Origin of the sequence: Methylocella sp. CPCC 101449, assembly GCF_031921685.1 — a bacterium.
Lineage (GTDB): Bacteria > Pseudomonadota > Alphaproteobacteria > Rhizobiales > Beijerinckiaceae > Terripilifer.
Genome location: NZ_JAPDHU010000003.1, coordinates 917,785 through 940,151 on the forward strand (window position 1 = coordinate 917,785; position 22,367 = coordinate 940,151).

Genomic DNA, 22,367 nt, shown 5'->3' on the forward strand with positions numbered 1-22,367 from the left:
GGGAGAGGACAATGACCACAGCCAGTGAGAGCGAACTGCTGACACGTGTTGGTCCCGGAACCCCGATGGGAAACATGATGCGGGAATATTGGATCCCCGCTCTGCTTTCCTCCGAACTCAAGGCTGACGCACCACCCACGCGCCTGATGCTGCTCGGCGAAAAGCTGATCGCCTTTCGCGACAGCGACGGCCGCATCGGCATCCTCGATCATCGCTGCCCGCATCGCTGCGCTTCGCTGTTTTTCGGCCGCAACGAGGAAAAGGGTCTGCGGTGCACCTATCACGGCTGGAAATTCGACGTCGACGGCAATTGCCTCGATCAGCCGAATGTGCCTGCGCACCAGGCCTTTCCTGAACGCGTAAAGGCCAAGGCCTATCGCGCGACCGAGCGCTACGGCATCGTCTGGGCCTATATGGGCCAGCGCGCCGAACCGCCGCCGCTGCCCTGTTTCGAAGCGGTGATGATCGCCGACGAAGCCGAACGCAATCAGTTCTGCGTGCAGCGCGAATGCAACTGGCTGCAGGGCCTCGAAGGTGACATCGATACGTCGCACTTCAGCTTCCTGCACATGGGCGCGATGACGCCCGATAAGGTCGATCCCACCAGCACCGGCCGCTACGCGCTGATCAATCCGGCGCCGGAATATCATGTCGCCGATACCGATTGGGGCACGATGTATGCCGCCTATCGCCCGGCCGAAGAACAATCGACCTATTGGCGCGTGGCGCATTTCATGTTCCCGTTCTGGACGATCCCGCCGGACGGCGCCTTCACCGATCACGTCATCGCTCGCGCTTGGGTGCCGATGGACGACACCCACACCATGTTCTTCCATGTGTCGTGGAAGAAGAACACGCCAGGCTTGCGCAAATTGAAGGATGGCAGCCAGATCCCCGGTGCCACCATCGGCAATAAATTTCTGCCCAACGATACGAGCTGGCTTGGTCGCTGGCGGCTCGCCGCCAACACGTCCAACGATTACATGATCGACCGCGACGCCCAGCAGCTCGATAATTATTCCGGCATCGACGGCATCCATTTGCAGGATCAGGCGCTGACCGAGAGTATGGGCGGCATCGTCGATCACACGTTCGAACATCTGGCCGTGAGCGATCTGATGATCACCCGCACGCGGCGGCGCATTCTGCAAGCGACCCGCGCGGCCGCCGAAGGCATCGCGCCCCCTGGCGTCGACAATCCAGAAACCTTCCAGGGCGCCCGTGGTGGCGATTTCGTCAGCGCCAATACGATCGGCTGGCTGCAAGCCTATTCCGACGAAATGCGCGCTTCGAAAAACCCGACGGGCACCTTGCGCATCGCCGCCGAATAACCTGCCGCGCCTGACGCGCGGCCGCATGAACATCCAAAAGCGCGGTCAACGCGCCCATCGCAGACTTTGCCGGTGAACCGGCAAAGAGGGGATAAAGCAGGGAGGAAGGGATGATCCGGCATTACGGCACGGTAGCATTGGCTGTCGCGGCGGTTTTCGGCCTGTCGTCAAATATCGTCAGAGCCCAGACCGCCTGGTACGACCTTCCCGCCGTCAAGGCGGCCTATGAGAAAGCCAAGGAAGAAAAGGAAGTCAACGTTTGGACCCCGGTTCAGGCGGAGGCCGACTGGATCGGCACGGAGTTCAACAAGCGCTTTCCCGGCATCACGGTGAAAGGCACCGGCGATTTGCAGGCCGCCACCAAGATTATCGCCGAGGCCCGCGCCAACCGCCACTCCGTCGACGTCTGGCAGAATTCGCTCGGCGGCATGCTCGAAGTGCAGAAGCGCAATCTGTTCGCCAAGGTCGATTGGCAGCCATTCGGCATTCCACCGGGCAATATCCTGTTCGAGGGCGACGGCGTCGCCGCGCACAACTTCGTCTATTCGACCCTTTATGCTCGCAACCTCATCAAACAGGAAGATCTGCCGAAGACCTGGGACGATCTGCTCGATCCCAAATGGCGCGGCAAGATGGTGGCGCAGGACTTTCTGTTCCCCCGCCTGATGGGCTTCCTGGCCATCGCCTGGGGCGAGGAGCGCACCGCCAAATGGGGGCGCGCCATGATGAACGATCAGAAACTGCTGATCACCAACGCGCCGCGCGAAAGCTTTCTCAAGACCGGCGAGCGCGTTCTCTCCATCGGCGATGCAGTCAGCCAGTCCTTCCAATATACGGAGAATGGCGTGCCGACCGGCTACACCGTTCTCGACATCGTGCCGGCCGTGCAATTCATGTTCTCGGCGATGAAGAACGCGCCACATCCCAATGCCGCGCGGCTCTTGATTGCTTGGATGGCATCCGATGAAGGCATGGCCGCGCGCGAAAAAGCCGTCTATGGCGCCAGCATCCGGCCGGGCTCGAAATCGCCCCTCGCCCAACAGGTCGTGCAGTCCAAGGCGAAGGTCATTCTCGAAGACCTCGCCACCATGGATCAGCGCGCCGACTATTACAAAAAATTCTCCAGCATCATTCGCGGACCCTGATGAGCCAGATCAGTTTGCCCTCGGGCGCGGTGCAACGCGCCCGTATCAAACGAGCCGCCAAGGCGGAAAAGCGGGCCGATATCGGTTGGGCCGGCTGGACGGCGATCGCGCTGGGCGCGGCCGCCGCCTGCTATTTCATCCTCGGCCCGCTGCTGATGCTGCTGACGACGGCCTTTCGTGGCCCGCAGGACTTTCTGCCCTTCGAGGACGGTGCCGGCTGGACCTTGGACAACCTCGCCGCCGTCTATTTCGACCGCAATCTCTATACGACGATCATTCCCAATACGCTGATCTTCACCGCCGGTTCAGTGACGGTGACGTTCTTGATCGCCTTCACCCTCGCCTGGCTGGTGGAACGCACCGATCTGCCGTTTCGCAACGGCGTCTATACGATCATTCTGTTTCCCCTGCTCGTGCCGGGCATCGTTCTGTCCATCACCTGGATCTTCCTGCTGGCTCCTAACACCGGCTGGATCAACGTCATCCTGCGCACGCTTCTTGGCCTTGAAGGCTCTGGCCCACTGAACATTTTCAGCATGGGCGGCATGATCCTCGCCCAAGGCATCGGCCTCGTGCCCTTCGTCTTCTTGCTGCTGTCGGCAGCGCTGCGCTCGATGAATCCCTCGCTCGAGGAGGCGAGCAATACCGCTGGCGCCAGCCCCTTCACCACCATCCGCCGCGTCACCCTACCGGTGCTGCTGCCCGGCCTGCTGGCGCCGCTGATCCTGGCCACATTGATCACGTTGGAGCAGTTCGAGACGCCTTTGGTCATCGGCTTTCCGGCACGCATCAATGTCTTCAGCACGCGCATTTTCTTCGAGCTCAATCCTGACACCGATCTGCCGGCCTATGGCCGCGCCGCCGCCGTGGCGCTGCCCTTCCTCATCTGCGGCGTTCTCCTGCTCCTGCTCTACAATCACTTCATCCGCCGCGCCGAAAGCTTCGTCACGGTGACAGGCAAAGGTTTCAGGCCGATGCGCTTTGCGCTCGGCCGCTGGCGCCTGCCGGCCATTCTCTTCATCAGCGTTTACGCCCTGTTTGGTGCATTACTGCCGGGCTTCGTCCTGGTCTGGGCGAGCCTCTTTGGCTACAGCCTACCCTCGTTCGACATCCTGTCGACCATCAGTTTCGCCGGCTATGCGGATCTCTTCAACAATCCGAAATTCTGGCTGGCGGCGCGCAATACCTTCATCGTCGCCGGTGGCAGCGCCGTCATCGTCACGACGATTGGCGTCATCCTCGCCTGGACGATCCTGCGCACCCAGTTGATGGGACGCTGGGTGCTCGATTTCATCAGCTTCCTGTCGCTCGGCATTCCCGCGGTCATCGCCGGCCTCGCCTCGATGCTGCTCTATCTGTCGATGCCCATAGGCATTTACGGCACGGTGCTGGCGCTGGTGCTCGCCTATTCCTATCGCATGGCCGTCTCGACCCGCCTCACCCGCGCCGCTTTGATGCAGATCCATGCGGAGTTGGAGGAAGCTTCCTCGGTCGCCGGCGGCCAGTGGCTGACGACGATCCGCCGCGTCGTGCTGCCGCTGCTACGGCCCTCGCTCGTCGCCAGCTTCATCCTGCTCTTCATTATCGGCTTTCGCGAATTTACGATCCCGACGATCCTGCAATCGCCTGATAACACCGTGCTCAGCGTGATGATGTGGCAGGCGTTTCAGGGCGGCAAGACCACCCAGGCCGCCGCCGTCGGCACGATGATCGTCATCTTCGTCATTCCCATTATTTTTGGCCTGCGCCGCTTCGTCCTGGCGCGCGACGGACGCGATTGAGGTTCCCATGCTGAAAGTCGAAGGTCTCGAACGCTCTTACACCACACCCGACGGCCTCGTTCATGCGGTCAAGGGCGTCAGTTTCGAAGTGCCGACCGGCTCGTTCTTCACTTTGCTCGGCCCGTCGGGCTGCGGCAAGACGACGACGCTGCGCTGCGTCGCTGGCCTCGAACAGCCGACAGGCGGACGCATCACCATCGGCGGCACTGTCGTCGCCCAGCCCGACAACGATATTTTCGTCCCCGCCTTCAAGCGCGACGTCGGCATGGTGTTTCAGTCCTACGCCATCTGGCCGCATATGAACGTACTCGAGAACGTTTCCTATCCGCTCGTCGTGCGCAAACCCCGTCCGCCCCGCGACGAGATTCGCGATCGTGCCATGGAAGCCCTGCGCCTCGTCGGCATGGACGGGCTCGCCAACCGCTCCGCCACCAAGCTGTCGGGCGGCCAGCAGCAGCGTGTCGCCTTTGCCCGCGCCATCGTCCGCCATCCAAAAGTGCTGCTGCTCGACGAACCCCTGTCCAATCTCGACGCCAAGCTACGCGAACAGATGCGCTATGAATTACAGGAACTGGTGGCCCGCGTTGCCATCACCACGCTCTATGTCACTCACGATCAGTCGGAAGCACTCGCCATGTCCGACAATGTGGCGGTGATGTCGGACGGTTTGATTGCCCAGATGGGGCCGCCCCGCACGGTCTATAACCGGCCGGCCAATGAATTCGTTGCCGGCTTCCTCGGCGGCGCCAACTTCCTCGATGCGACGATCATCGAAGCCGATGGCATCAACAGCCTCGCCGCTTTCGATGAAGACCGTGGCTCAGTGCGCGTCTCTCTGCCGGCCGGCCTCAACAAAGGCGATCGCGTCCAGATCGTCTTTCGCCCCGAGGACGCGGCGCTGCGCTTTTCCGCCGGCAACAACGACAATCAGGTGCGCGCTTCGATTGCCCGTTTGAGCTTCCAGGGCGGCCTGACCGAATGCCACCTCAAGGTCGGCGATACGCTTGTCCGCTCCATGCTTCACCCTTCCGTCCAGGCCGATACAGGTGCCGATGCCTGGATCGAGCTCAATCCAGCGCGCTGCACGGTCTATCCAGCGCCGGAGCGTAGAAGTCAGGTTTAACGAATATAGGGAGAACGAGGATGAGCTTATCAACTGTCGATGCTCCAAACCGCGCCCGCGCCACCGGCTATGGCCGCAAGCCCTCCACCCATGACGCGACGATGACCGAAGTCGGCCCCGGCACGCCGCTCGGCGAATTCATGCGCCGCTATTGGCATCCCGTCGCTCTGTCGGAAAAGGTCAAAGACATCCCGCAGAAACTGCGTTTGCTCGGCGAGGATCTCGTCATCTTCCGCGATCGCCAGGGACGCCCTGGCCTACTGCATGCGCGCTGCGCCCATCGCGGCACCACGCTCTACTACGGCAGGGTCGAAGAGAACGGCATCCGTTGCTGCTACCACGGCTGGCTGTTCGATGTGGAAGGCCGTTGCCTCGAGCAACCCTGCGAAGCTGATGGCGGACGCAGCCGCGACCGCGTCATCCAGCCCTGGTATCCGTTGCAGGAGCGTTATGGCCTGGTGTGGGCCTATATGGGGCCGCCGGACAAACAGCCGCTTCTCCCCCATTGGGATACGCTCGAAGCGGTTAGTCCTGGCGAAAAGATTTATGTGACCGGCTCAAGCTTCGGCGCCGGCGGCGACGACACCATCGAAATCGTACCGTGCAATTGGTTGCAGGATTGGGAAAACATCATGGACCCGTTCCATATCCCGATCCTGCACACCAGCTTCAGCGGCGTGCAGTTCGTGCCTGAATTCGGAGTCATGCCGCAAGTTCATTGGGAACATGCACCGACGGGCATGCAATACACCGCTTATCGCAAGCTCGATGATGGCCGCGAGGTGGACCGTGTCACCCTGGCGCTGTTTCCGCATGTGCGCATCGTGCCGAGCGTGCAACTCGCGCCGGGCCCGGCCATGGGCATCGGCTGGGTGGTTCCGGTCGATGACACCAACTTCCGCCTATTCCATGCCATGCGTGTGCCGGAAGGCTTTAATGGCATGCCGCGCCTGCCGGGCAAGAAGTGGAGCGAGAAGAGCGAAGAGGAACATCAGCGCTTCCCCGGCGATTGGGAGGCCCAGGTCGGCCAAGGACCGATCAGCCTGCATTCGGAAGAAAATCTGGCTGGCAGCGACAAAGGCATCGTCATGCTGCGGCGCCTACTGAAACAGCAGATCAAGATCGTCGAAGAAGGCGGCGATCCACTGGGGGTCATCTATGATCCAGCCCAGCAGGTGATGAAGGTCAGCGCCGGTAATTTCTTCAAGACCTAAGTACTTCTCAAGAATAACTTCGTCACAAGCGTCTCGCGCCGTTTGATCTAGATCAAACGGCGCGAAGCAATCCGCGCTTTCAATGAGGTTGACGCTTTTCGACAGGGCGCTGGCATCTGCTATAGATGTGCAAACACAGCGCCCTTGATCTTGGAAACAGGAATGGAAGCCACCAAAACACGCCGTAACGGTTCGCCACCCGATCGGCAGCGCGCGTCCAATCCACCGAAGAGCGAGCAGGTCGTCGCGGCTAAAATCATGGTTTTAGCCACCAATCTGCGGCGTTCCGGCAGTCTGCTCTATGCACGTGCGCTCAACCTGAGCACCCATGAGTGGCCGATCATTGGTTCGATTGGCATGAGCGGCGCCACATCTTTGCGCGAACTGGCCGACCGGCTCGGTCTCGACAAGGGGCTCGCCAGCCGCGAAGTGTCATCCCTCGTCCGGCGCGGTCTCCTGCTCAAGGAGCGCCCCTCGAAAGAAGTGCGCATCCGCTTGAGCCCGGCGGGCGAAGAGATGATGCAGCGGGTCGCCACTCTCTCCGCCGAACGCGAGGATTTCCTGCTCGCGGATATGAGCGAGAAGGAACGCGCCGTTTTCATCCAGCAATTGGAAAAGATCGGTGCGCGCGCCAAGACCTTGCTCGAACAGGTCAACGCCGAGCCCGACGAAGATTAGTTTCGGCCACCAACACCATTGAGGAAGACTTCCGCGGTGCGCGCGGCGATGTCGTGTAGCAGCGCTTTGGTGACGCGCGGCTTCTGACTGAACAACAGACGCATGTGCAAATCCGTCTTCAACAGACCGAGAAACTGCTGTGCGGCGATATCGGGATATTTCACCTTGATCGTGCCGGCCTCTACCTGCTCGGCCAGATATTTGCCGATCAACACGTGAGAGCGGGTGACGGGACCTTCGAAGAACAATTTGCCGATTTCGGGAAATTGCCTGGAGTCAGCTACCACGGTCTGGAACAGAGCGATCATGTCCTTGGCATAGAAATTCGCCAGAGCGCCGGCGCCCAGTTCCGTCAACACGGCTTCGGGCGTGCCGTGCGACGTGGTGATGACCTCCTCGGGCAGAACCTTGCCTTGACCGCACATTTCGCGCACGACCGCTGAGAACAGCTCTTCCTTATTGTTGAAGTGCCCATAGACCGTGCGCTTGGACACCGATGCCTTTTCGGCCACCGCGTCCATCGTGGTTTGGACAAAGCCCTTTTCGAGAAACAGATCGATCCCAGCATCCAGGATCGCGCGATATTTGCGCTGCGAATCGCGCCGGGTCAGACGGCTTGCGCGTGCGGGAAGCCTATCGTGCATGTGCAACTGTCCAGGTTCGGCCAGGGCCGGCCAATATTAGCCAAGCCCTTGTTTATTGCACAAAGGCCGCCGTTTCAAACCTAACCTGTTCTAAACCGGCCCCGCGCTGAATAAATCGGTGCTCAGCCCGGCATGGCCCTGGTCATTTCCTCGAGCCAGGCCGTATCGACGCCCGCCAGGGTGCGCAGCTCCTCCAGCGCCTCGTCCTTCGACTGGCCGCAGCACTCGATGACATGCGGATCGCTGCCATCGGCCGCCTGGCAGGCAAACTCCAGCCGAATGCCGTTCGGATCGATAAAATAGATGCCGTCGAGTCCCGGCAACTGCGGGATCGGCCCGATATAGGGAACGTTGTTCTTCTTCAGCCGTGCTTCGATGTCGCGAAAGCGCTCCGGCGTGACGACGAAGGCGCAATGCTGCATCGCACCTATCGCGTTACGATTGGCGGCTGGCTCCTTGCCTTGCGGAATTTCGAAGAAGGCGAGCGTGCTGTCGTTCCCCATGTCGTAAAAATAATGGCGGACATTTTCATACGGCGGATTGCCCCGATTGCCCGCGCCCGTGCCGAGCCCAGGGGGCACGCGCAACGCATGGATCAACGGCATGCCAAGCACGCGCACATAGAATTCCGTCGTCTTCTTAATATCATCGGTGCACAGCGCGAGATGATGAACACCGCGCATCAACGGCCCGTCGTTGTCTTGCGTCTTGCTGGCCATGGGCTCCCTCCTCGCTTGCGTTGACTCAAATCATTAGAGACCTCATATTCTCAGATTAGGAAGGGCGCACGACGATATCAAGCACGGCAGTTAGCCGGCGGATATCGAACGACGGAGGGGGAGCGTTCATGATCCGCACACGATTTGCATCTGTCATGGCCATTGCTGCTGGTCTATTGGCCGGTTCGCTCCCATTGGTCCAAACCGCTGCGGCCCAAGACGTTATCAAGATCGGCGTCATCACCGATCGCGTCGGCAGCGGTAAATTCTATGCCGAACCGGTGACGCGCGGCATCGAGCTTGGCACCAAGATCATCAATGAAAAGGGTGGTGTCCTCGGCAAGAAAATTCAACTGATCATCGAAGACGATCAGAATCGCCCCGACGTGTCCGCCGCCAAAGCGCGCAAGCTCGTCGACGATGGCGTTGTCGCCATCTTGTCGAACACCGGCTCACCCGCCACCCAGCAGGCGCAGACCGTGTCGCTCGAAACCAAGACGCCGCATCTGACGCCAGCCAACAGCGCCGACACGCTGACCACTCAATTGGACAATCCGTGGTTCTTCCAGACCGGCCCGCTGGCTTCGATCCAGCTCGCCACTTTGATGAGCTACACCAAGTCGCGCGGATTCAAGAAAGTGGCCATCGTCCGCGATAACTCGTCACTGTCGCAGTCCTTCGCCGAATCCTTCCGCAAGGGACTGGAAGGCGTCGGCATCCAGGTCGCGCTGGAGGAAGTCATTCCACAAGGCGCCACATCCGCCGTCGCCAATCTCCAGAAAGTGCGCGCCGAAAAGGTCGACGCCATTCTGCAGGCCGGTATTCTCGGCCCCGAAATGCTGCAATTTTTCCGCGCCTATCAGCAATTGGGCATGAAGGAACCGATCCTCGGCTCCTACAATCTTAGCATTCCCGCCTATCTCACCATGGCCAAGGATCTCATGGACGGCGTGGTCTTCGTCGACGCCTATGACGACACCAAGCCCGAGGCGAAAGTCTTCCACGACATCTACCTCAAGGAATACAAGGAAGAGCCGAGCAGCCTGCCCGCCTATGGCTGGGACGGCATTCACCTCATTGCCGCGGCGATCACCAAGGCCGGAACGCTCGACAAGGAGAAAATCCGCGAAGCCCTCGCCTCGACCCAGAATTTCACCGGCGCGATCGGCGCCAAGGGCACGAGCTGGAGCTTCCGCGATGGCAAGCGCACTGGCTTCGATCCGCAGGGCGCGGTGGTGCGTGTCATCAAGAACAATCAGCACGGACCCGTCGTCCATGCGGGCCAGAAATAAGTCTTCACACCGAGCAGGAGCTGCGCGGACTAAACGATGGAAGACTTTCTTGAGCTGACAGTCAGCGCAACGGCCTCCGGCTGCATCTATGCGCTGATGGCCCTGTCCTATCTGATCGTGCTGCGTCCGACGTCGATCATCAATTTCGCCATCGGCGAATGGGCGGCGACGGGCGCCTTCGTCGGCGTCGGCGTATTGACGACCTTGCTCTGGCCGCGTCTCGATGCGCCCTATCCAGTCGCCGTCGCCATCGTGCTCGTCGTCCTCGGCCTGCTCGGCTGGGCGGTGGAACGCCTGACGGTGCGCCCGCTCGTCAAGCGCGGCGCCGCCGTCACCAGTCCGATCCTGGCCCTGCTCGGCGTGTTGGTGATCTTCCGCGAGACGCTGACTTTGCTCTTCGGTGCCGATCCGTTTCCCTCGCCGCCACCGCTCGGTTATCGGCGCTTGGAGATCGGTCCGTTCGCCGGTGCCCCGCAGCAGTTTTTCATCATCGCCGTCACGCTGACCATCTTCGCCGGTGTCTGGTATTTCTTTGAACGCACCGTCTGGGGCCGCGCCTTCGAGGCGGTGGCGATCAATCGCCGGGCAGCCGCGCTGATGGGCATCAATCTCGGCCGCGTCACCGCGCTCGCCTTCGCCGCCGGCGCGGCCGTCGCCGGCATGGCCGGCCTCCTGATCAGCCCGCTGACCTCGGCCCATTACATGATGGGACTGCCGCTCGCCATTCAAGGCTTCACCGCTTTGGTGATCGGCGGCGTCGGCCGCGTCGAAGGCGCCCTCCTCGGCGGGCTCATTCTCGCCTTCGCCGAACAGCTTGGTGCCCGCTATCTGCCTATTCCCTCGGGGCTGACACTGGCCTTTCCGTTCAGCCTGCTGATCCTCTTCCTACTGTTGCGACCCACCGGGCTGATCTCGCCCCGCGAGGTGAGATGATCCGCACGCTCGTCTGGATCGCCGCCATCGTCGCGGCCAGCGCCATCGCCTTCGTTCTCGGCGGCTATGCCACCGATGTCTATCGCAAGATGCTCATCTGGATCGCGCTGGCGTTGAGCTACAATTTTCTGTTCGGCACCGCCGGCCAGGTCGCCTTCTCGCATTTCGCCTTTGCCGGTGTCGGCGCCTATGGCGTCGTCATCCTCTCGACCAAACTCGGCCTGCCCTTCGGCGTTGCCTTCATCGGCGCCATGGCTCTGTGTGCGCTCATCGCCTTCATCGTCGCTGTACCCTCGACACGGCTCGAAGGTTTTTATCTGGCGCTCGCCACCCTCGCCTTCGCGCAATTGTTCACCGTGCTGATCAACGAAGGCGGTGACCTGACGGGCGGCACCGGCGGCATCGCCGGCTATTCCTTGCCCAGTATCTTCGGCCTGCAATTGCGCGGACCGTGGTACACGGTGGTTCTCGTCCTGCTGGTGGCCGGCACCTTGCTGCTGCTCAACCGCCTCGACAAGTCGTCCTTCGGCCGCGCCTGCCGCGCCATCCGTGAAAACCCGGCCGTCGCCGCCGCCATGGGCATCAATGTCCGGCGCACCAAGGTCATCACCTTCACGCTGACCAGCACTTTGGCGGGGCTCGCCGGCGTTGCCTATGCCTATACGGACAATGTCATCAACCCACCGGTGTTCGGGCTCGAAAACGTCTTTCTACTGCTGTTCATGATCATCGTCGGCGGCATGGGCCGGCCGCTCGGCGCCGTCGTCGGCGCCATTCTGCTCTATCTCGCCCCGTTCTTTCTCGAACCGATCGTCGGCCACGGCTATCTGGTGATCTTCGGCATCCTCGTCGTTCTAGCGATCCTGTATCAGCCTGCCGGCCTCGCCGGTCTCATCGATCGCAGCCTGGGGCTCCTGCGCCCACGAGGCCAGTCATGAGTGGCGCGCCCCTGATCCGTGTCGCTGGATTGAGCAAACGCTTCGGCGGCCTCACCGCTGTGGAAGATTTGAGCTTCGACGTCGGCCATGGCGAAATCCTCGCCGTCATCGGCCCCAACGGCGCCGGCAAGACCACCACATTCAATCTCATCACCGGCATGCTGGCGCCGACCACCGGCCAGATCGAACTCGACGGCCAGCGGATCGATGGCCTGCCCGTCCATCGCATCGCCGCGCTCGGCATGTTGCGCACCTTCCAACACAACATGCCCTTCGCCGGCATGTCGCTCACCGACAATGTCATGGTCGGCGCGCATCGGCGCTTCAGCGCCTCGGTCGTGGATATTCTGCTCCAGCGCAGTCACGTGCTGGCGGAAGAGAAGCAAGCCCGCGCCCGCGCCGCCGAACTGATCGACTTCGTCGGCCTCGGCCATCATCTCGATGCCGATGTCACCACCCTGTCCTTCGGCGAAGGTCGGCTGCTGGAAATCGCCCGCGCGCTGGCTGGCGATCCCAGAGTCATCCTGCTCGATGAACCGGCCGCCGGCCTGACGGCGGCAGAGGTGAAGCGGCTCAGCACGCTCATCCGCACCATCGCCGCCAACGGCGTTTCGGTGCTTTTGATCGAACACGACATGCATTTCCTCATGCCGCTGGCTGAGCGCATCGTCGTCCTCAACTTCGGCCGCAAGATCGGCGAAGGCACGGCACAGGAGATTGCCGCCAATGCGGCCGTCGTCGAAGCCTATCTCGGCAGCTCCATCAATCAGCTCAGCCAAGGAGGCGCTCATGCTTGAAGCTGTTGCGCTCAGCGGCGGCTATGGCCCGAGCGATATTCTGCGCGAGATTGCGATTACCATTCGCGAAGGCGAAGCAGTGGCCTTGCTCGGCCCCAATGGCGCCGGCAAATCGACACTCATGGCGGCCTTGACAGCCACGCTGCCGCATCGGCGCGGCACACTGCGCTTTGCCGGCGAGGATGTCAGCGGCGTGCCGAGCCACGGCCTCGTCGCCAAGGGCCTCGCGCTCGTGCCCGAAGGCCGGCAGATCTTCTCGCCCTTCAGCGTCGTCGAAAATCTGCGCCTCGGCGCCATGAAGCTCGGTTCCCGCGCGACGCTCGAAGAACGTTTCGACTACGTCTACACTCTGTTTCCGCGCCTCGCCGAACGCAAAAGCCAGCGCGCCGGCGCCATGTCGGGCGGCGAACAGCAAATGCTGGCCATCGGCCGCGCGCTGATGAGCAAGCCGAACATGTTGCTGCTCGATGAGCCTTTCCTGGGCATCGCCCCGAAAGTCATCGACGAAATCCTCGCCGCATTGCAGTTGCTGCGTCGCGACGGCTTGACCTTTCTCCTGGTCGAACAGAAGCTCCCCATCGCCCTGATGGCAACGGAACGGGCCTATGTGATGATCAAGGGTCATATCGTCCTGGAAAGCGACTGCCCGAGCCTGTCGCAACGCTCCGACATCCACGATCTTTATTTCAGTCTGTCGAGCCCGCAACAGGCGTAACGAAACGTGATTTGCTCTAGCGCGGCGCCCCAAAAAAGATTAGAGTGCTAATATTCTTGCAATGGACATCCGGAGGGATCACATGTCTGGTGCAGCACCATCTTCCATTCCGAGCGTTCTCGGCCTGCATCACGCCGCTTATCGTTGCCGCGACGCCGAAGAAACCCGCCATTTCTACGAAGACATTCTCGGCCTGCCGCTCGTTCACGTGGTGAGCGGCGATGCGCCCTCAACCGGCGATCCCAATCCCTTCCTGCATCTTTTCTTCCAGCTCGCCGACGGCTCCTGCATCGCCTTCTTCGATCTTGGCGACGGCAAAGCGGGCGAGCCATCGCCGAACACGCCGAAATGGGTCAATCACATCGCGTTCAACGTGCCAGACGACAAAGCGCTGAGCACAATGAAGGCCCATCTGCAGAAGCACGGCATCGAAGTGCTCGGCGAAGTCGATCATCACTTCGTCCACTCGATCTATTTCTTCGATCCGAACGGTGTCCGCCTCGAATTCACGACCCAGGTCGTCGACGACAAGCAGATGCAGCAGTACCGCAGCGAAGCGCATGAAGCGCTGCGCGACTGGAAGAAGAAGCATCAATCCGCCGCGGCCGCCTGAGGCGCGCGGAAGCGACCACCTCCCTTAACACCTATCCTCAGGCGAAGCGGCCATCCGCTCCGCTTAAGGATGAACCACGCCAGGTTTAAAATGACGAAAATCGAATGGGACCGGATTCCGATCGTCATCAGCTTTGCCGAAACCGTCCGCATGGTCGAAACCTATGGTTTCGTCGGCAGCCAGGGCATCACCGTGCTGGAGGGACAGCGGCTCGTGCCGCGCAACCGCCCCTCCGATACCGTCTTCCTGTTCATGCATCCGGCCACGACGTTGAACCTGTTGCCGATGCCCACCGCACTCGCCGACTCAGGCCTGCATGTGATGTGCTGCGGCAGCCGCTATGCCAAGAACGACAGCGCCCTAATCATGGAAAAGGTCGTCTACGATCTTGGCCAATATGTCCGTCATGCCCGTGAAGTCCTGGGCTATCGCAAGGTGGTGCTGGTCGGCTGGTCCGGCGGCGGCTCGCTGTCCCTGTTCTATCAGGCGCAAGCCGAAGCGCCGACCATTACCCACACGCCCGCCGGCGATCCTTACGATCTCACCACCGCCAATCTGCAACCGGCAGATGGCGTGATCTTCATCGCGGCCCATCTCAGCCGCGCCGAAACTTTAACCGAATGGCTCGATCCGTCGCTGCGCAATGAGCTTGATCCCGACGATCGCGATCTCGAACTCGACATCTACAATGCGCAATGTCCGGCACAGCCACCCTACAGCGCCGACTTCGTGAAAAAATTCCGTGCCGCCCAAGTGGCCCGCAATCGGCGCATCACCGCCAACGTGCAGGCCATGCTGGAAAAGCTGAAGAAGAAGAACGACGGCGAGATGGAACGCGGCTTTGTCGTCCATCGCACCAATTGCGACGTGCGCTGGCTCGATCCGGCGGTCGATCCGAACGGCCGTAAACCGGGCTGGTGTTTCCTGGGCGACCCCCGTATCGCCAATTCGGCACCGGCCGGCATCGCCCGCTATACGTCGCTGCGCTCATGGCTGTCGCAATGGTCGATCGACAACACCAATGCACGCGGCGTGGTCAATGCTGCCCGCATCACCAAGACACCCGTCTTGCAGATCGTCAACGAAGCCGACGATGCCGTGCCGGCGACGCATAATCCCGCCATCCGCGCCGCGCTGGCCACGCCCGACAAGGAATATGTCGAGATCAAGGGCGCCACCCATTACTTCCTGGGCCAGCCAGCCGAGCTTGCTCAATGTATCGGTGCGGTCGCCGATTGGAGCCAGCGCAAGTCCTTGCTGCAAGCCTGAAGCCTCAAGTCTTTCCGAACTGCTTCAGCGCGAGCGGTTCGGAAAGGCCTTGTTCATCGTAATCCGAAACTTCCCTTGCCGATGGCGGGGCATCGGCCTATGCCTGTCCATGTGGGACAATGCGCTGACTTCGCCGGAAGACAAGGCGCCTAAAGACATGGCGCGGCGATCAATGGGTCAGATTCGTCTTGTGCTGGCTCCCACCGGGGAACACTCACGATGACTGCTCAGATTGTCTCTGACGCGAGCGCATCTTTCGTCCGTCCTGCCAGCGCGCGTCTCGCCTGGGTCGATACGGCCAAGGGCATCTGCATTCTCATGGTCGTCATGCTTCACACCGTCACCGGCGTAGACGAAGCCTTTCCCGGTACGTCGGGCTGGCTGCATCACCTGATTTCCTTCGCTAAGCCCTTCCGCATGCCGGACTTCTTTCTGGTCTCGGGCCTGTTCGCCACCGCCGCCATGGGACGTCCCTGGCGCGACTTCCTCGATCGCAAGCTCGTCTACTTCGGCTATTTCCTGGCGCTCTGGATGGCCATCATCCTGCTCGTCAAAGCCCGCGGCATGGGCCTCACCGATCCGCAGAGCTTCCTCAGCGAATATCTCTGGGGCTTCATCGAGCCGTTCAGCACCTTGTGGTTCATTCACCTGTTGCCGCTGCTCTTCATAGCGCTGCGTCTCGTCTGGACTTGGCCCGTCTGGCTCGTCCTCATCGGCGGCCTGGCGCTGCATCTCCTCGCTGCTTTTCATCTCGATCCCAGCGACTATGGCCTGAGTTCGACCTTGACCCGCTGGACGGCGATCAACGCCTTCTGCCTGTTCTTCGTCTACTTCTACATCGGCGCGAAAGCCGGCCCGCGCATCCTGCAATGGGCTTCGCGCATCGCGGCTCAACCCTTGCCAGCGCTCGCAGCGCTCGTGGCTTGGGCTCTCGTGCATGGTGCGATCTGGAAAGCCGGCTATAGCAGCCTGCCGGGCCTTGGTTTCATCCTCGGCTTGGCCGGCGCCATGGCCGTCGTCACAATCTCAGTCCTGCTTGCCAAATATGAGCCCCTCGGCCTATTCCGCCGCATCGGCTCGCATTCACTGGCGATCTATCTGACCTTCGTTCTGCCGATGGCGGCGACGCGCATCGCGCTCCTCAAAGCGGGCGTGAGCAATGTCGATATTGCTTCGCTCATCGTTCTCGCAATCGCGGTCGCGATACCGATCGCGCTCGACATCGCCGTGAAGAATACGCCGCTGGCCTTCCTCTACACACGGCCGCGATGGGCACGCATCGCATAGGCACAGAAATTCTACGTCCGTAACATCTGCCCTTGCGGCTTAATGGCAAATCGCTACCTCCCTGTGCGGCCTGTCACAGCCTTCGCGCTGCATGTGATGCAATAGCGTTACATGAACAGGCTGATGCAACAGAGGAGCCATACGTTATGTTATTACGACGAACCCTTCTCGCCACGGCGCTCGTCGCCTTGTCTTATCCGGCTTTCGCGCAAGGCCATTCGCATAGCGCGCCCAATGGAGGCCAGATCGTCAACATCGGCAAGCTCGAAGCCGAACTGGTGGCACGCACTGGAGAGATCAGTCTTTTTCTCACTGATGCCAAGGACATGAAGGTCAATGCGGCGTCTTACAGCGCCTCCGCCGTCGTGCTCGCCAAGGGCAATGAACAGAAGACCGTGGAATTGACACCTTCTGGTGACAATCGTCTGGCAGGTAAGTTCGACTTCGTTGTTGACGGCCGCCTCCGCGCCACTGTGACGCTGAAGGGCCAGGATGGCGAAATCGGTAAAGGCCGGTATAATACCGATATCAAGCGTTAATCGGATCACATGAGCATGTTCCGCCTCGATCAACTGCGACTGGCTTCCGCGCCCTACGGGCTGCGGTTGGTTTTCGCTTTGGTTCTGGCCGTGTCTCTGATCTTCACGCTCAACACCGCACAACCCTTGAACGTCACGTTCGAGCACGATGCAGGCATCGCCTCGTTCCAACATCAGATGGCTCACGCATCGGTCGATCAAAAGATCCATGCGGCTTCCGATACGGATCAGGACCAAGATGGCACCTCCGGCGCCGTTCACATCCACGCCCATTGCGGCTGCCACACCACCTATGCCTTTCAGTCGGCAGAGGTTTCGCCTGACGCGCCCAGCGTTTCCGGCCTTCGTTTCGCTTTGACGGCATCGCCCCTCGCATCGCGCGATCCGCCGCCCCTGCCCGAACCCCCCAGAGCCTGATCGCCTCCGTTCGAGTGGTCTCCACTCGCAGCGATTTCTCGCCTTGCAACCGGCGTGATGCCGGCTGGGCTCTCGGGACTGATCATGACACGCAATACCGTTCTGGCCGCGACTTTGCTCGCCGGCATTCTCATGGGCGCCTTCATCGCGCCGAAAATCGAACCGCTGCGCGCGGCGCTGACGACGATCGGCATCATGTCCGACGGACCGGCTCAGGCCCAGACGCCGAAGCCGGAAGAACACGGCCACGAAGACAAGGAGGGCGAGATCGTCATGAGCGATGCTCAGGTCGAGGCTGGCCAATTCGCTGTCGCGGCCGTGGCAAAAGGCGAATTGTATCGCCGCCTGACTGCGCCAGCCGTCGTCACGCCCGATCCCGACAAGATCGCCCGCGTCGCCGCCAAGGTCGTCGGCACGGTCGCGGAAATGCGCAAGAAGCTCGGCGACACCGTGCGCAAGGGCGAAATCATCGCCATCATCGACAGCCGCGAAGTGGCCGAAGCGAAAAGCGCCTTTCTCGCTGCCAACGTCACCTACGATCTGCAGAACGATCTGTTCCAGCGCGAGAAGCGCCTCTACGATCAAAAGATTAGCGCCGAGCAGCAATTCCTCAAGGTGCGCGCCACCACCACGGAAGCGCGCCTGCAACTCGAACTGGCTCGCCAGAAACTGGCGGCGCTCGATCTCACCACCGATGAGGTCAACGCTCTGCCCAAGCAGCCAGTCGAAGGCCTGCGCCGCAAGGAGATTCGCGCGCCGATGGATGGTCGCATCATAGAAAGGCGCGTCGACGTCGGCGCGCCGGTCAACGGCGAGGGCCAGGAAAAGGAGCTCTACGTCATTGCCGATCTCTCCAGCGTCTGGGCCGATCTCTCGGTGCCGACGGCGGATCTGACCCATATCCATGAAGGCGATAAAGTCGTCGCCACGACGGATGCCGGACCGATCGAAGGCCAGATCGTCTTCGTCAGCCCCATGCTCAATCAGGAAACCCGTTCGGCGCGAGTGATCGCCGCTTTCGACAACGCCAAGGCGAAACTCCGCCCCGGCACTTATCTCACCGCCAAGGTCGTCATCGACGCCAAGCCGGTGGATTTGAAAGTGCCCAAGTCGGCCTTGCAGACCATCGGCAGTGAACAGGTGGTGTTTGTGCGCACCAAGGAAGGATTCGCCAAGCGCGAAATCGCCATCGGCGAGAGCGACGACGAGAACAGCCAGATCGTCTTCGGTCTCGATCCGGGCGAGGAAATCGCCACGCGCAACACCTTCACCCTCAAGGCGGATCTCGGCAAGTCCGAAGCCGAACACGCGCATTGATGGACCTGTCATGATCAACCGTATTATCGCTTTTTCCGTTCATCAGCGTTGGCTCATCCTGCTGCTGACGTTTCTGGCCTGCGCCTTCGGCGCCTGGTCCTTGTCGCGCCTGCCGATCGATGCCGTGCCCGACATCACCAACAATCAGGTGCAGGTGAACGCCGTTGCGCCAGCGCTGTCGCCCATCGATATGGAGCGGCAGGTCACGTTCCCGATCGAAACCGCGTTCGCCGGGATTCCGGGCCTCGAATATACCCGCTCGCTCTCGCGCAACGGCTTCGCCCAGGTCACCGCCGTTTTTTCTGAGAAGACCGACATCTATTTCGCCCGGCAGCAGATCGGCGAACGCCTGACGGAAGCCAAGGAGACTTTGCCAGTCGGCACGGAAGTGCGCGTCGGACCGATCTCCACCGGCCTCGGCGAAATCTATATGTGGACCGTCCACTACAAGGACGTGAAGCCCGACGAAATCCGCAACGGCAGCACCGGCTTTCAAAGCGACGGCAGCTATCTCACGCCCGAAGGCGCGCGCCTGACAACGGAACTGGAAAAAACCGCTTATTTGCGGACCTTGCAAGACTGGGTCATCCGTCCGCAATTGCGCAATGTGCCTGGTGTCGCCGGTGTCGACACGATCGGCGGTTTCGAGAAACAGTTTCACATTCAGCCCGATCCGGCGAAGCTCAACAGCTTCGGCCTGTCCTTCAGCGATCTCACCGAAGCCGTTCAGGCCAATAATGCCAGCCGTGGCGCCGGCTATATCGAACGCAATGGTGAAGGCTATGTGGTGCGCAGCGGCGGCCGTCTCGAAACCATGGACGACATTCGCGACGTGGTGATCAGCACCCGCAAGGGCGTGCCCGTACGCGTGCGAGACGTTGCCGATGTCTCCATCGGCCGCGAATTGCGCACCGGCAGCGCCAGCGAAAACGGCAAGGAAGTGGTCGTCGGCACGGCACTGATGCTGATCGGCGGCAACAGCCGCACGGTCTCCGCCGCCGTCGATAAGAAGGTCAACGAAATCCGCACCGGCCTGCCGTCAGGCATCGAAATCCAGACGGTTTTGAACCGCACCCTGCTGGTCGACGCGACGGTGAAAACTGTCGCCAAGAATCTGAGCGAGGGGGCACTGCTCGTCATTCTCGTCCTCTTTCTGATGCTCGGCAATTTCCGCGCTGCCTTCATCACCGCTCTGGTCATTCCCATCGCCATGCTGATGACGGCGACCGGCATGTTGCAGGGCCGAATCAGCGCCAATCTGATGAGCCTCGGCGCGCTCGACTTCGGCCTGATCGTCGACGGTGCGGTCATCATCGCCGAAAACAGCCTGCGCCATCTGGCGGAGCGGCAGCATCAACTCGGTCGAGCACTGACACGCTCGGAACGAATGGACACCGTCATCGCCTCGGCCGGCGAAATGGTGAAACCCTCGGTCTATGGCCAGGCGATCATCATTCTAGTCTATGTGCCTCTGCTCACCTTCACTGGCGTCGAAGGCAAGATGTTCGAACCGATGGCGCTCACCGTCATCATCGCTCTGGTTGCGGCTTTCGTTCTGTCGCTGACCTTCATTCCTGCCGCCATTGCCATTTTCCTCAGCCGCCCGGTCGAGGAAAAAGACAATCGCATCGTGCGCACCTTCAAGAGCGCCTATCGGCCGGCCCTGATGCGCGCTTTGGCCAAGCCCGGCGTCACCATCATCGCCGCCATGCTTCTCTTCGTCGGCGCGATGCTCATGCTGTCGCGCCTGGGCCAGGAGTTCATTCCGCAGCTCGACGAAAAAAACATCGCCATGCATGCGATCCGCATTCCCAGCACGGCGCTTACCCAATCGCAGGACATGCAGCTCGCAGTGGAAAAGACCGTGAGCACCTTCCCCGAGGTCGCTTTCGTCTTTTCCAAGACGGGTACGGCCGAGATCGCCGCCGATCCGATGCCGCCCAACACGTCGGATACGTTCATCATCCTAAAACCGCAGGCGGACTGGCCCGATCCATCGGAGCCGAAGGAAAGCCTTGTCGCCCGCATCAAACAAGCGGTCGAGCGCCTGCCCGGCAACAACTATGAATTCACGCAGCCGATTCAGATGCGCTTCAACGAACTGCTCGCTGGTGTGCGTGGCGACATCGCCGTCAAAGTGTTCGGCGACGATTTCACCACCCTGCTGCGCACCGCCAATCAGGTCGCGACGATCCTGCGCCAGGTGCCGGGCGCGCAGGACGTGCGCGTCGAACAGGCGGCCGGCCTGCCCTTCCTCGAAATCAATGTCGATAAGTCGCAGATCGCCCGCGTCGGCTTGAGCCTCGGCACGGTCCATGGCGTCATCGGTTCGGCGATCGGCGGCGAGCGCGCCGGCGTCGTCTTCGAGGGCGATCGCCGCTTCCCGATCATCGTGCGACTGCCCGACAGCGCCCGCCAGGACATTGCCGCACTGGAAAACCTGCCGGTGCCGCTGCCGGTCAGCGCCGACGGCGCGCGCCGCTCGATCCTGCTGAAACAGCTCGCCAGCTTCACGCTGGTGGAGGGGCAGAACCAGATCTCGCGCGAGAATGGCAAGCGCCGCGTCGTCGTCACCGCCAACGTACGCGGCCGCGACATCGCTTCCGTCGTGCATGAAGCGCGCGCGCAAATCGAACAGAAGGTGCAAGTCCCCTCTGGATATTGGGTCACCTGGGGCGGGCAATTCGAAAATCTCGCGGCGGCGCAGCAGCGTTTGATGATCGTCGTACCAGCCTGTTTCTTCCTGATCTTCATCCTGCTGTTCTCAGCCTTGCGATCGGTGCGCGATGCGCTGCTGGTCTTCAGCGCCGTACCCTTGGCGTTGACCGGCGGTATCGCCGCGCTCTGGCTGCGCGACATGCCCCTGTCGGTTTCCGCCGCCGTCGGCTTCATCGCTTTGTCGGGCATCGCCGTGCTCAACAGCCTGGTCATGCTCACCTTCATCCGCCAGTTGGTGGAGGAAGGAAAATCGATCAGCGAAGCGATCTATGAGGGCGCGATGACGCGCCTGCGCCCCGTCGCGATGACGGCGCTCGTCGCCTCGCTTGGCTTCGTGCCGATGGCGCTGGCCACCGGCACGGGCGCGGAAGTGCAACGGCCGATCGCCACCGTCGTCATCGGCGGCCTGATCAGCGCCACGCTGCTCACCCTGCTGGTGCTGCCAGCGCTCTACAGCCGCTTTGGCCGGGTCACGGCGAAGGAAAAACCCACCGACGAAACACCGCCCCGTCCCTCCGAAACAGAGATGAACATGGCCCAAGCCGCGCAGTAGCCGCGCTCTCGCGCCTCAAGCCAGTCCTGCAATTGTTTTGGAGCATCACCGTGTATCGCCAAAAATTTAAACGGCCTCTCGCCTTCGGCCGCCGTCTCTCGGTTGTCGTGACCACATCGGGCCTATTGGCGGCCTGCACGGTGGGACCGGACTTCGTGACGCCACCGTCGCCGGATGTCAGCCGCTATCTGCCCGATGAACGCCCGGCCCGTGACGGTCGCGCCGGAGCGGCCGCGGGTGTGGTCTGGGGCGCCGATGTGTCCGCCCAATGGTGGCGCCACTTCGGCTCGCCTCAGCTCAACAGCCTCATCGAGGCCGGCATCGCCAACAATCCCGATCTGGAA

General features: G+C 61.4%; 20 protein-coding genes and 1 pseudogene. 19 read left to right on the forward strand and 2 right to left on the reverse strand.

The window, feature by feature from the left end; translation table 11 throughout:
* The first annotated feature begins 11 nt into the window (after positions 1-11).
* From OIM99_RS24520 to OIM99_RS24545, 6 genes are all read left to right on the forward strand, one after another.
* On the forward strand, positions 12-1,331 hold the full coding sequence (locus tag OIM99_RS24520) for a Rieske 2Fe-2S domain-containing protein (RefSeq protein WP_311853120.1): 1,320 nt from the start codon (positions 12-14) through the stop codon (positions 1,329-1,331).
* 110 nt (positions 1,332-1,441) lie between these two features.
* Positions 1,442-2,476 (forward strand): ABC transporter substrate-binding protein, encoded by a 1,035-nt coding sequence (locus OIM99_RS24525; protein ID WP_311853121.1) that lies wholly within the window; start codon positions 1,442-1,444, stop codon positions 2,474-2,476.
* On the forward strand, positions 2,476-4,257 hold the full coding sequence (locus OIM99_RS24530; RefSeq protein ID WP_311853122.1) for an iron ABC transporter permease: 1,782 nt from the start codon (positions 2,476-2,478) through the stop codon (positions 4,255-4,257). Before OIM99_RS24525 ends, OIM99_RS24530 begins: the two co-directional genes overlap by 1 nt.
* Positions 4,258-4,264: 7 nt before the next feature.
* Positions 4,265-5,380 carry an ABC transporter ATP-binding protein gene (locus tag OIM99_RS24535; RefSeq protein ID WP_311853123.1) on the forward strand — a complete coding sequence of 372 codons (1,116 nt, stop codon included), beginning with the start codon at positions 4,265-4,267 and terminating at the stop codon, positions 5,378-5,380.
* Between the two features lie 20 nt (positions 5,381-5,400).
* Positions 5,401-6,594: an aromatic ring-hydroxylating dioxygenase subunit alpha gene (locus tag OIM99_RS24540; RefSeq protein WP_311853124.1), complete on the forward strand. Its 1,194-nt coding sequence runs from the start codon at positions 5,401-5,403 to the stop codon at positions 6,592-6,594.
* Between the two features lie 162 nt (positions 6,595-6,756).
* Positions 6,757-7,272 carry a MarR family winged helix-turn-helix transcriptional regulator gene (locus OIM99_RS24545; protein WP_311853125.1) on the forward strand — a complete coding sequence of 172 codons (516 nt, stop codon included), beginning with the start codon at positions 6,757-6,759 and terminating at the stop codon, positions 7,270-7,272.
* On the opposite strand, the gene OIM99_RS24550 is transcribed toward OIM99_RS24545, so the two are convergent.
* Positions 7,269-7,916 (reverse strand): TetR/AcrR family transcriptional regulator, encoded by a 648-nt coding sequence (locus OIM99_RS24550; protein ID WP_311853126.1) that lies wholly within the window; start codon positions 7,914-7,916, stop codon positions 7,269-7,271. The genes OIM99_RS24545 and OIM99_RS24550 overlap by 4 nt on opposite strands.
* A gap of 122 nt (positions 7,917-8,038) precedes the next feature.
* On the reverse strand, positions 8,039-8,635 hold the full coding sequence (locus tag OIM99_RS24555) for a VOC family protein (RefSeq protein ID WP_311853127.1): 597 nt from the start codon (positions 8,633-8,635) through the stop codon (positions 8,039-8,041).
* Positions 8,636-8,763: 128 nt separating this feature from the next.
* Between OIM99_RS24555 and OIM99_RS24560 the strand changes: the two genes are divergently transcribed.
* The 13 genes and pseudogenes from OIM99_RS24560 to OIM99_RS24620 form a co-directional block, all read left to right on the forward strand.
* Positions 8,764-9,927 carry an ABC transporter substrate-binding protein gene (locus tag OIM99_RS24560; RefSeq protein WP_311853128.1) on the forward strand — a complete coding sequence of 388 codons (1,164 nt, stop codon included), beginning with the start codon at positions 8,764-8,766 and terminating at the stop codon, positions 9,925-9,927.
* Between the two features lie 36 nt (positions 9,928-9,963).
* A complete protein-coding gene (locus tag OIM99_RS24565) occupies positions 9,964-10,860 on the forward strand; it encodes a branched-chain amino acid ABC transporter permease (protein WP_311853129.1) in 897 nt (298 codons plus the stop codon).
* Positions 10,857-11,798 carry a branched-chain amino acid ABC transporter permease gene (locus OIM99_RS24570; protein ID WP_311853130.1) on the forward strand — a complete coding sequence of 314 codons (942 nt, stop codon included), beginning with the start codon at positions 10,857-10,859 and terminating at the stop codon, positions 11,796-11,798. The genes OIM99_RS24565 and OIM99_RS24570 overlap by 4 nt, the downstream gene beginning before the upstream one ends.
* Complete coding sequence (locus OIM99_RS24575) at positions 11,795-12,595, forward strand: ABC transporter ATP-binding protein (protein ID WP_311853131.1); 801 nt, start codon at positions 11,795-11,797, stop codon at positions 12,593-12,595. The genes OIM99_RS24570 and OIM99_RS24575 overlap by 4 nt, the downstream gene beginning before the upstream one ends.
* A complete protein-coding gene (locus tag OIM99_RS24580) occupies positions 12,588-13,310 on the forward strand; it encodes an ABC transporter ATP-binding protein (protein ID WP_311853132.1) in 723 nt (240 codons plus the stop codon). The genes OIM99_RS24575 and OIM99_RS24580 overlap by 8 nt, the downstream gene beginning before the upstream one ends.
* Before the next feature lie 82 nt (positions 13,311-13,392).
* On the forward strand, positions 13,393-13,923 hold the full coding sequence (locus OIM99_RS24585) for a VOC family protein (RefSeq protein WP_311853133.1): 531 nt from the start codon (positions 13,393-13,395) through the stop codon (positions 13,921-13,923).
* A gap of 90 nt (positions 13,924-14,013) precedes the next feature.
* A complete protein-coding gene (locus OIM99_RS24590; RefSeq protein ID WP_311853134.1) occupies positions 14,014-15,192 on the forward strand; it encodes an alpha/beta hydrolase in 1,179 nt (392 codons plus the stop codon).
* 219 nt (positions 15,193-15,411) lie between these two features.
* On the forward strand, positions 15,412-16,479 hold the full coding sequence (locus OIM99_RS24595; RefSeq protein ID WP_311853135.1) for an acyltransferase family protein: 1,068 nt from the start codon (positions 15,412-15,414) through the stop codon (positions 16,477-16,479).
* 146 nt (positions 16,480-16,625) lie between these two features.
* Positions 16,626-17,018, forward strand: a complete 393-nt coding sequence (locus tag OIM99_RS24600) for a hypothetical protein (RefSeq protein ID WP_311853136.1) — start codon at positions 16,626-16,628, stop codon at positions 17,016-17,018.
* Positions 17,019-17,027: 9 nt separating this feature from the next.
* A complete protein-coding gene (locus tag OIM99_RS24605; RefSeq protein ID WP_311853137.1) occupies positions 17,028-17,435 on the forward strand; it encodes a hypothetical protein in 408 nt (135 codons plus the stop codon).
* 84 nt (positions 17,436-17,519) lie between these two features.
* Positions 17,520-18,752, forward strand: a complete 1,233-nt coding sequence (locus OIM99_RS24610) for an efflux RND transporter periplasmic adaptor subunit (protein ID WP_311853138.1) — start codon at positions 17,520-17,522, stop codon at positions 18,750-18,752.
* Between the two features lie 10 nt (positions 18,753-18,762).
* Positions 18,763-22,023 (forward strand): CusA/CzcA family heavy metal efflux RND transporter, encoded by a 3,261-nt coding sequence (locus OIM99_RS24615; protein ID WP_311853139.1) that lies wholly within the window; start codon positions 18,763-18,765, stop codon positions 22,021-22,023.
* A gap of 50 nt (positions 22,024-22,073) precedes the next feature.
* Positions 22,074-22,367: pseudogene (locus tag OIM99_RS24620) on the forward strand (histidine kinase); the annotation flags it as partial.

Bases quoted from the DNA above. Each gene is read 5' to 3' on its own strand.
- OIM99_RS24520 (WP_311853120.1), top strand. From the start codon at position 12: ATGACCACAGCCAGTGAGAGCGAACTGCTGACACGTGTTGGTCCCGGA.
- OIM99_RS24525 (WP_311853121.1), top strand. From the start codon at position 1,442: ATGATCCGGCATTACGGCACGGTAGCATTGGCTGTCGCGGCGGTTTTC.
- OIM99_RS24530 (WP_311853122.1), top strand. From the start codon at position 2,476: ATGAGCCAGATCAGTTTGCCCTCGGGCGCGGTGCAACGCGCCCGTATC.
- OIM99_RS24535 (WP_311853123.1), top strand. From the start codon at position 4,265: ATGCTGAAAGTCGAAGGTCTCGAACGCTCTTACACCACACCCGACGGC.
- OIM99_RS24540 (WP_311853124.1), top strand. From the start codon at position 5,401: ATGAGCTTATCAACTGTCGATGCTCCAAACCGCGCCCGCGCCACCGGC.
- OIM99_RS24545 (WP_311853125.1), top strand. From the start codon at position 6,757: ATGGAAGCCACCAAAACACGCCGTAACGGTTCGCCACCCGATCGGCAG.
- OIM99_RS24550 (WP_311853126.1), bottom strand. From the start codon at position 7,916: ATGCACGATAGGCTTCCCGCACGCGCAAGCCGTCTGACCCGGCGCGAT.
- OIM99_RS24555 (WP_311853127.1), bottom strand. From the start codon at position 8,635: ATGGCCAGCAAGACGCAAGACAACGACGGGCCGTTGATGCGCGGTGTT.
- OIM99_RS24560 (WP_311853128.1), top strand. From the start codon at position 8,764: ATGATCCGCACACGATTTGCATCTGTCATGGCCATTGCTGCTGGTCTA.
- OIM99_RS24565 (WP_311853129.1), top strand. From the start codon at position 9,964: ATGGAAGACTTTCTTGAGCTGACAGTCAGCGCAACGGCCTCCGGCTGC.
- OIM99_RS24570 (WP_311853130.1), top strand. From the start codon at position 10,857: ATGATCCGCACGCTCGTCTGGATCGCCGCCATCGTCGCGGCCAGCGCC.
- OIM99_RS24575 (WP_311853131.1), top strand. From the start codon at position 11,795: ATGAGTGGCGCGCCCCTGATCCGTGTCGCTGGATTGAGCAAACGCTTC.
- OIM99_RS24580 (WP_311853132.1), top strand. From the start codon at position 12,588: ATGCTTGAAGCTGTTGCGCTCAGCGGCGGCTATGGCCCGAGCGATATT.
- OIM99_RS24585 (WP_311853133.1), top strand. From the start codon at position 13,393: ATGTCTGGTGCAGCACCATCTTCCATTCCGAGCGTTCTCGGCCTGCAT.
- OIM99_RS24590 (WP_311853134.1), top strand. From the start codon at position 14,014: ATGACGAAAATCGAATGGGACCGGATTCCGATCGTCATCAGCTTTGCC.
- OIM99_RS24595 (WP_311853135.1), top strand. From the start codon at position 15,412: ATGACTGCTCAGATTGTCTCTGACGCGAGCGCATCTTTCGTCCGTCCT.
- OIM99_RS24600 (WP_311853136.1), top strand. From the start codon at position 16,626: ATGTTATTACGACGAACCCTTCTCGCCACGGCGCTCGTCGCCTTGTCT.
- OIM99_RS24605 (WP_311853137.1), top strand. From the start codon at position 17,028: ATGAGCATGTTCCGCCTCGATCAACTGCGACTGGCTTCCGCGCCCTAC.
- OIM99_RS24610 (WP_311853138.1), top strand. From the start codon at position 17,520: ATGACACGCAATACCGTTCTGGCCGCGACTTTGCTCGCCGGCATTCTC.
- OIM99_RS24615 (WP_311853139.1), top strand. From the start codon at position 18,763: ATGATCAACCGTATTATCGCTTTTTCCGTTCATCAGCGTTGGCTCATC.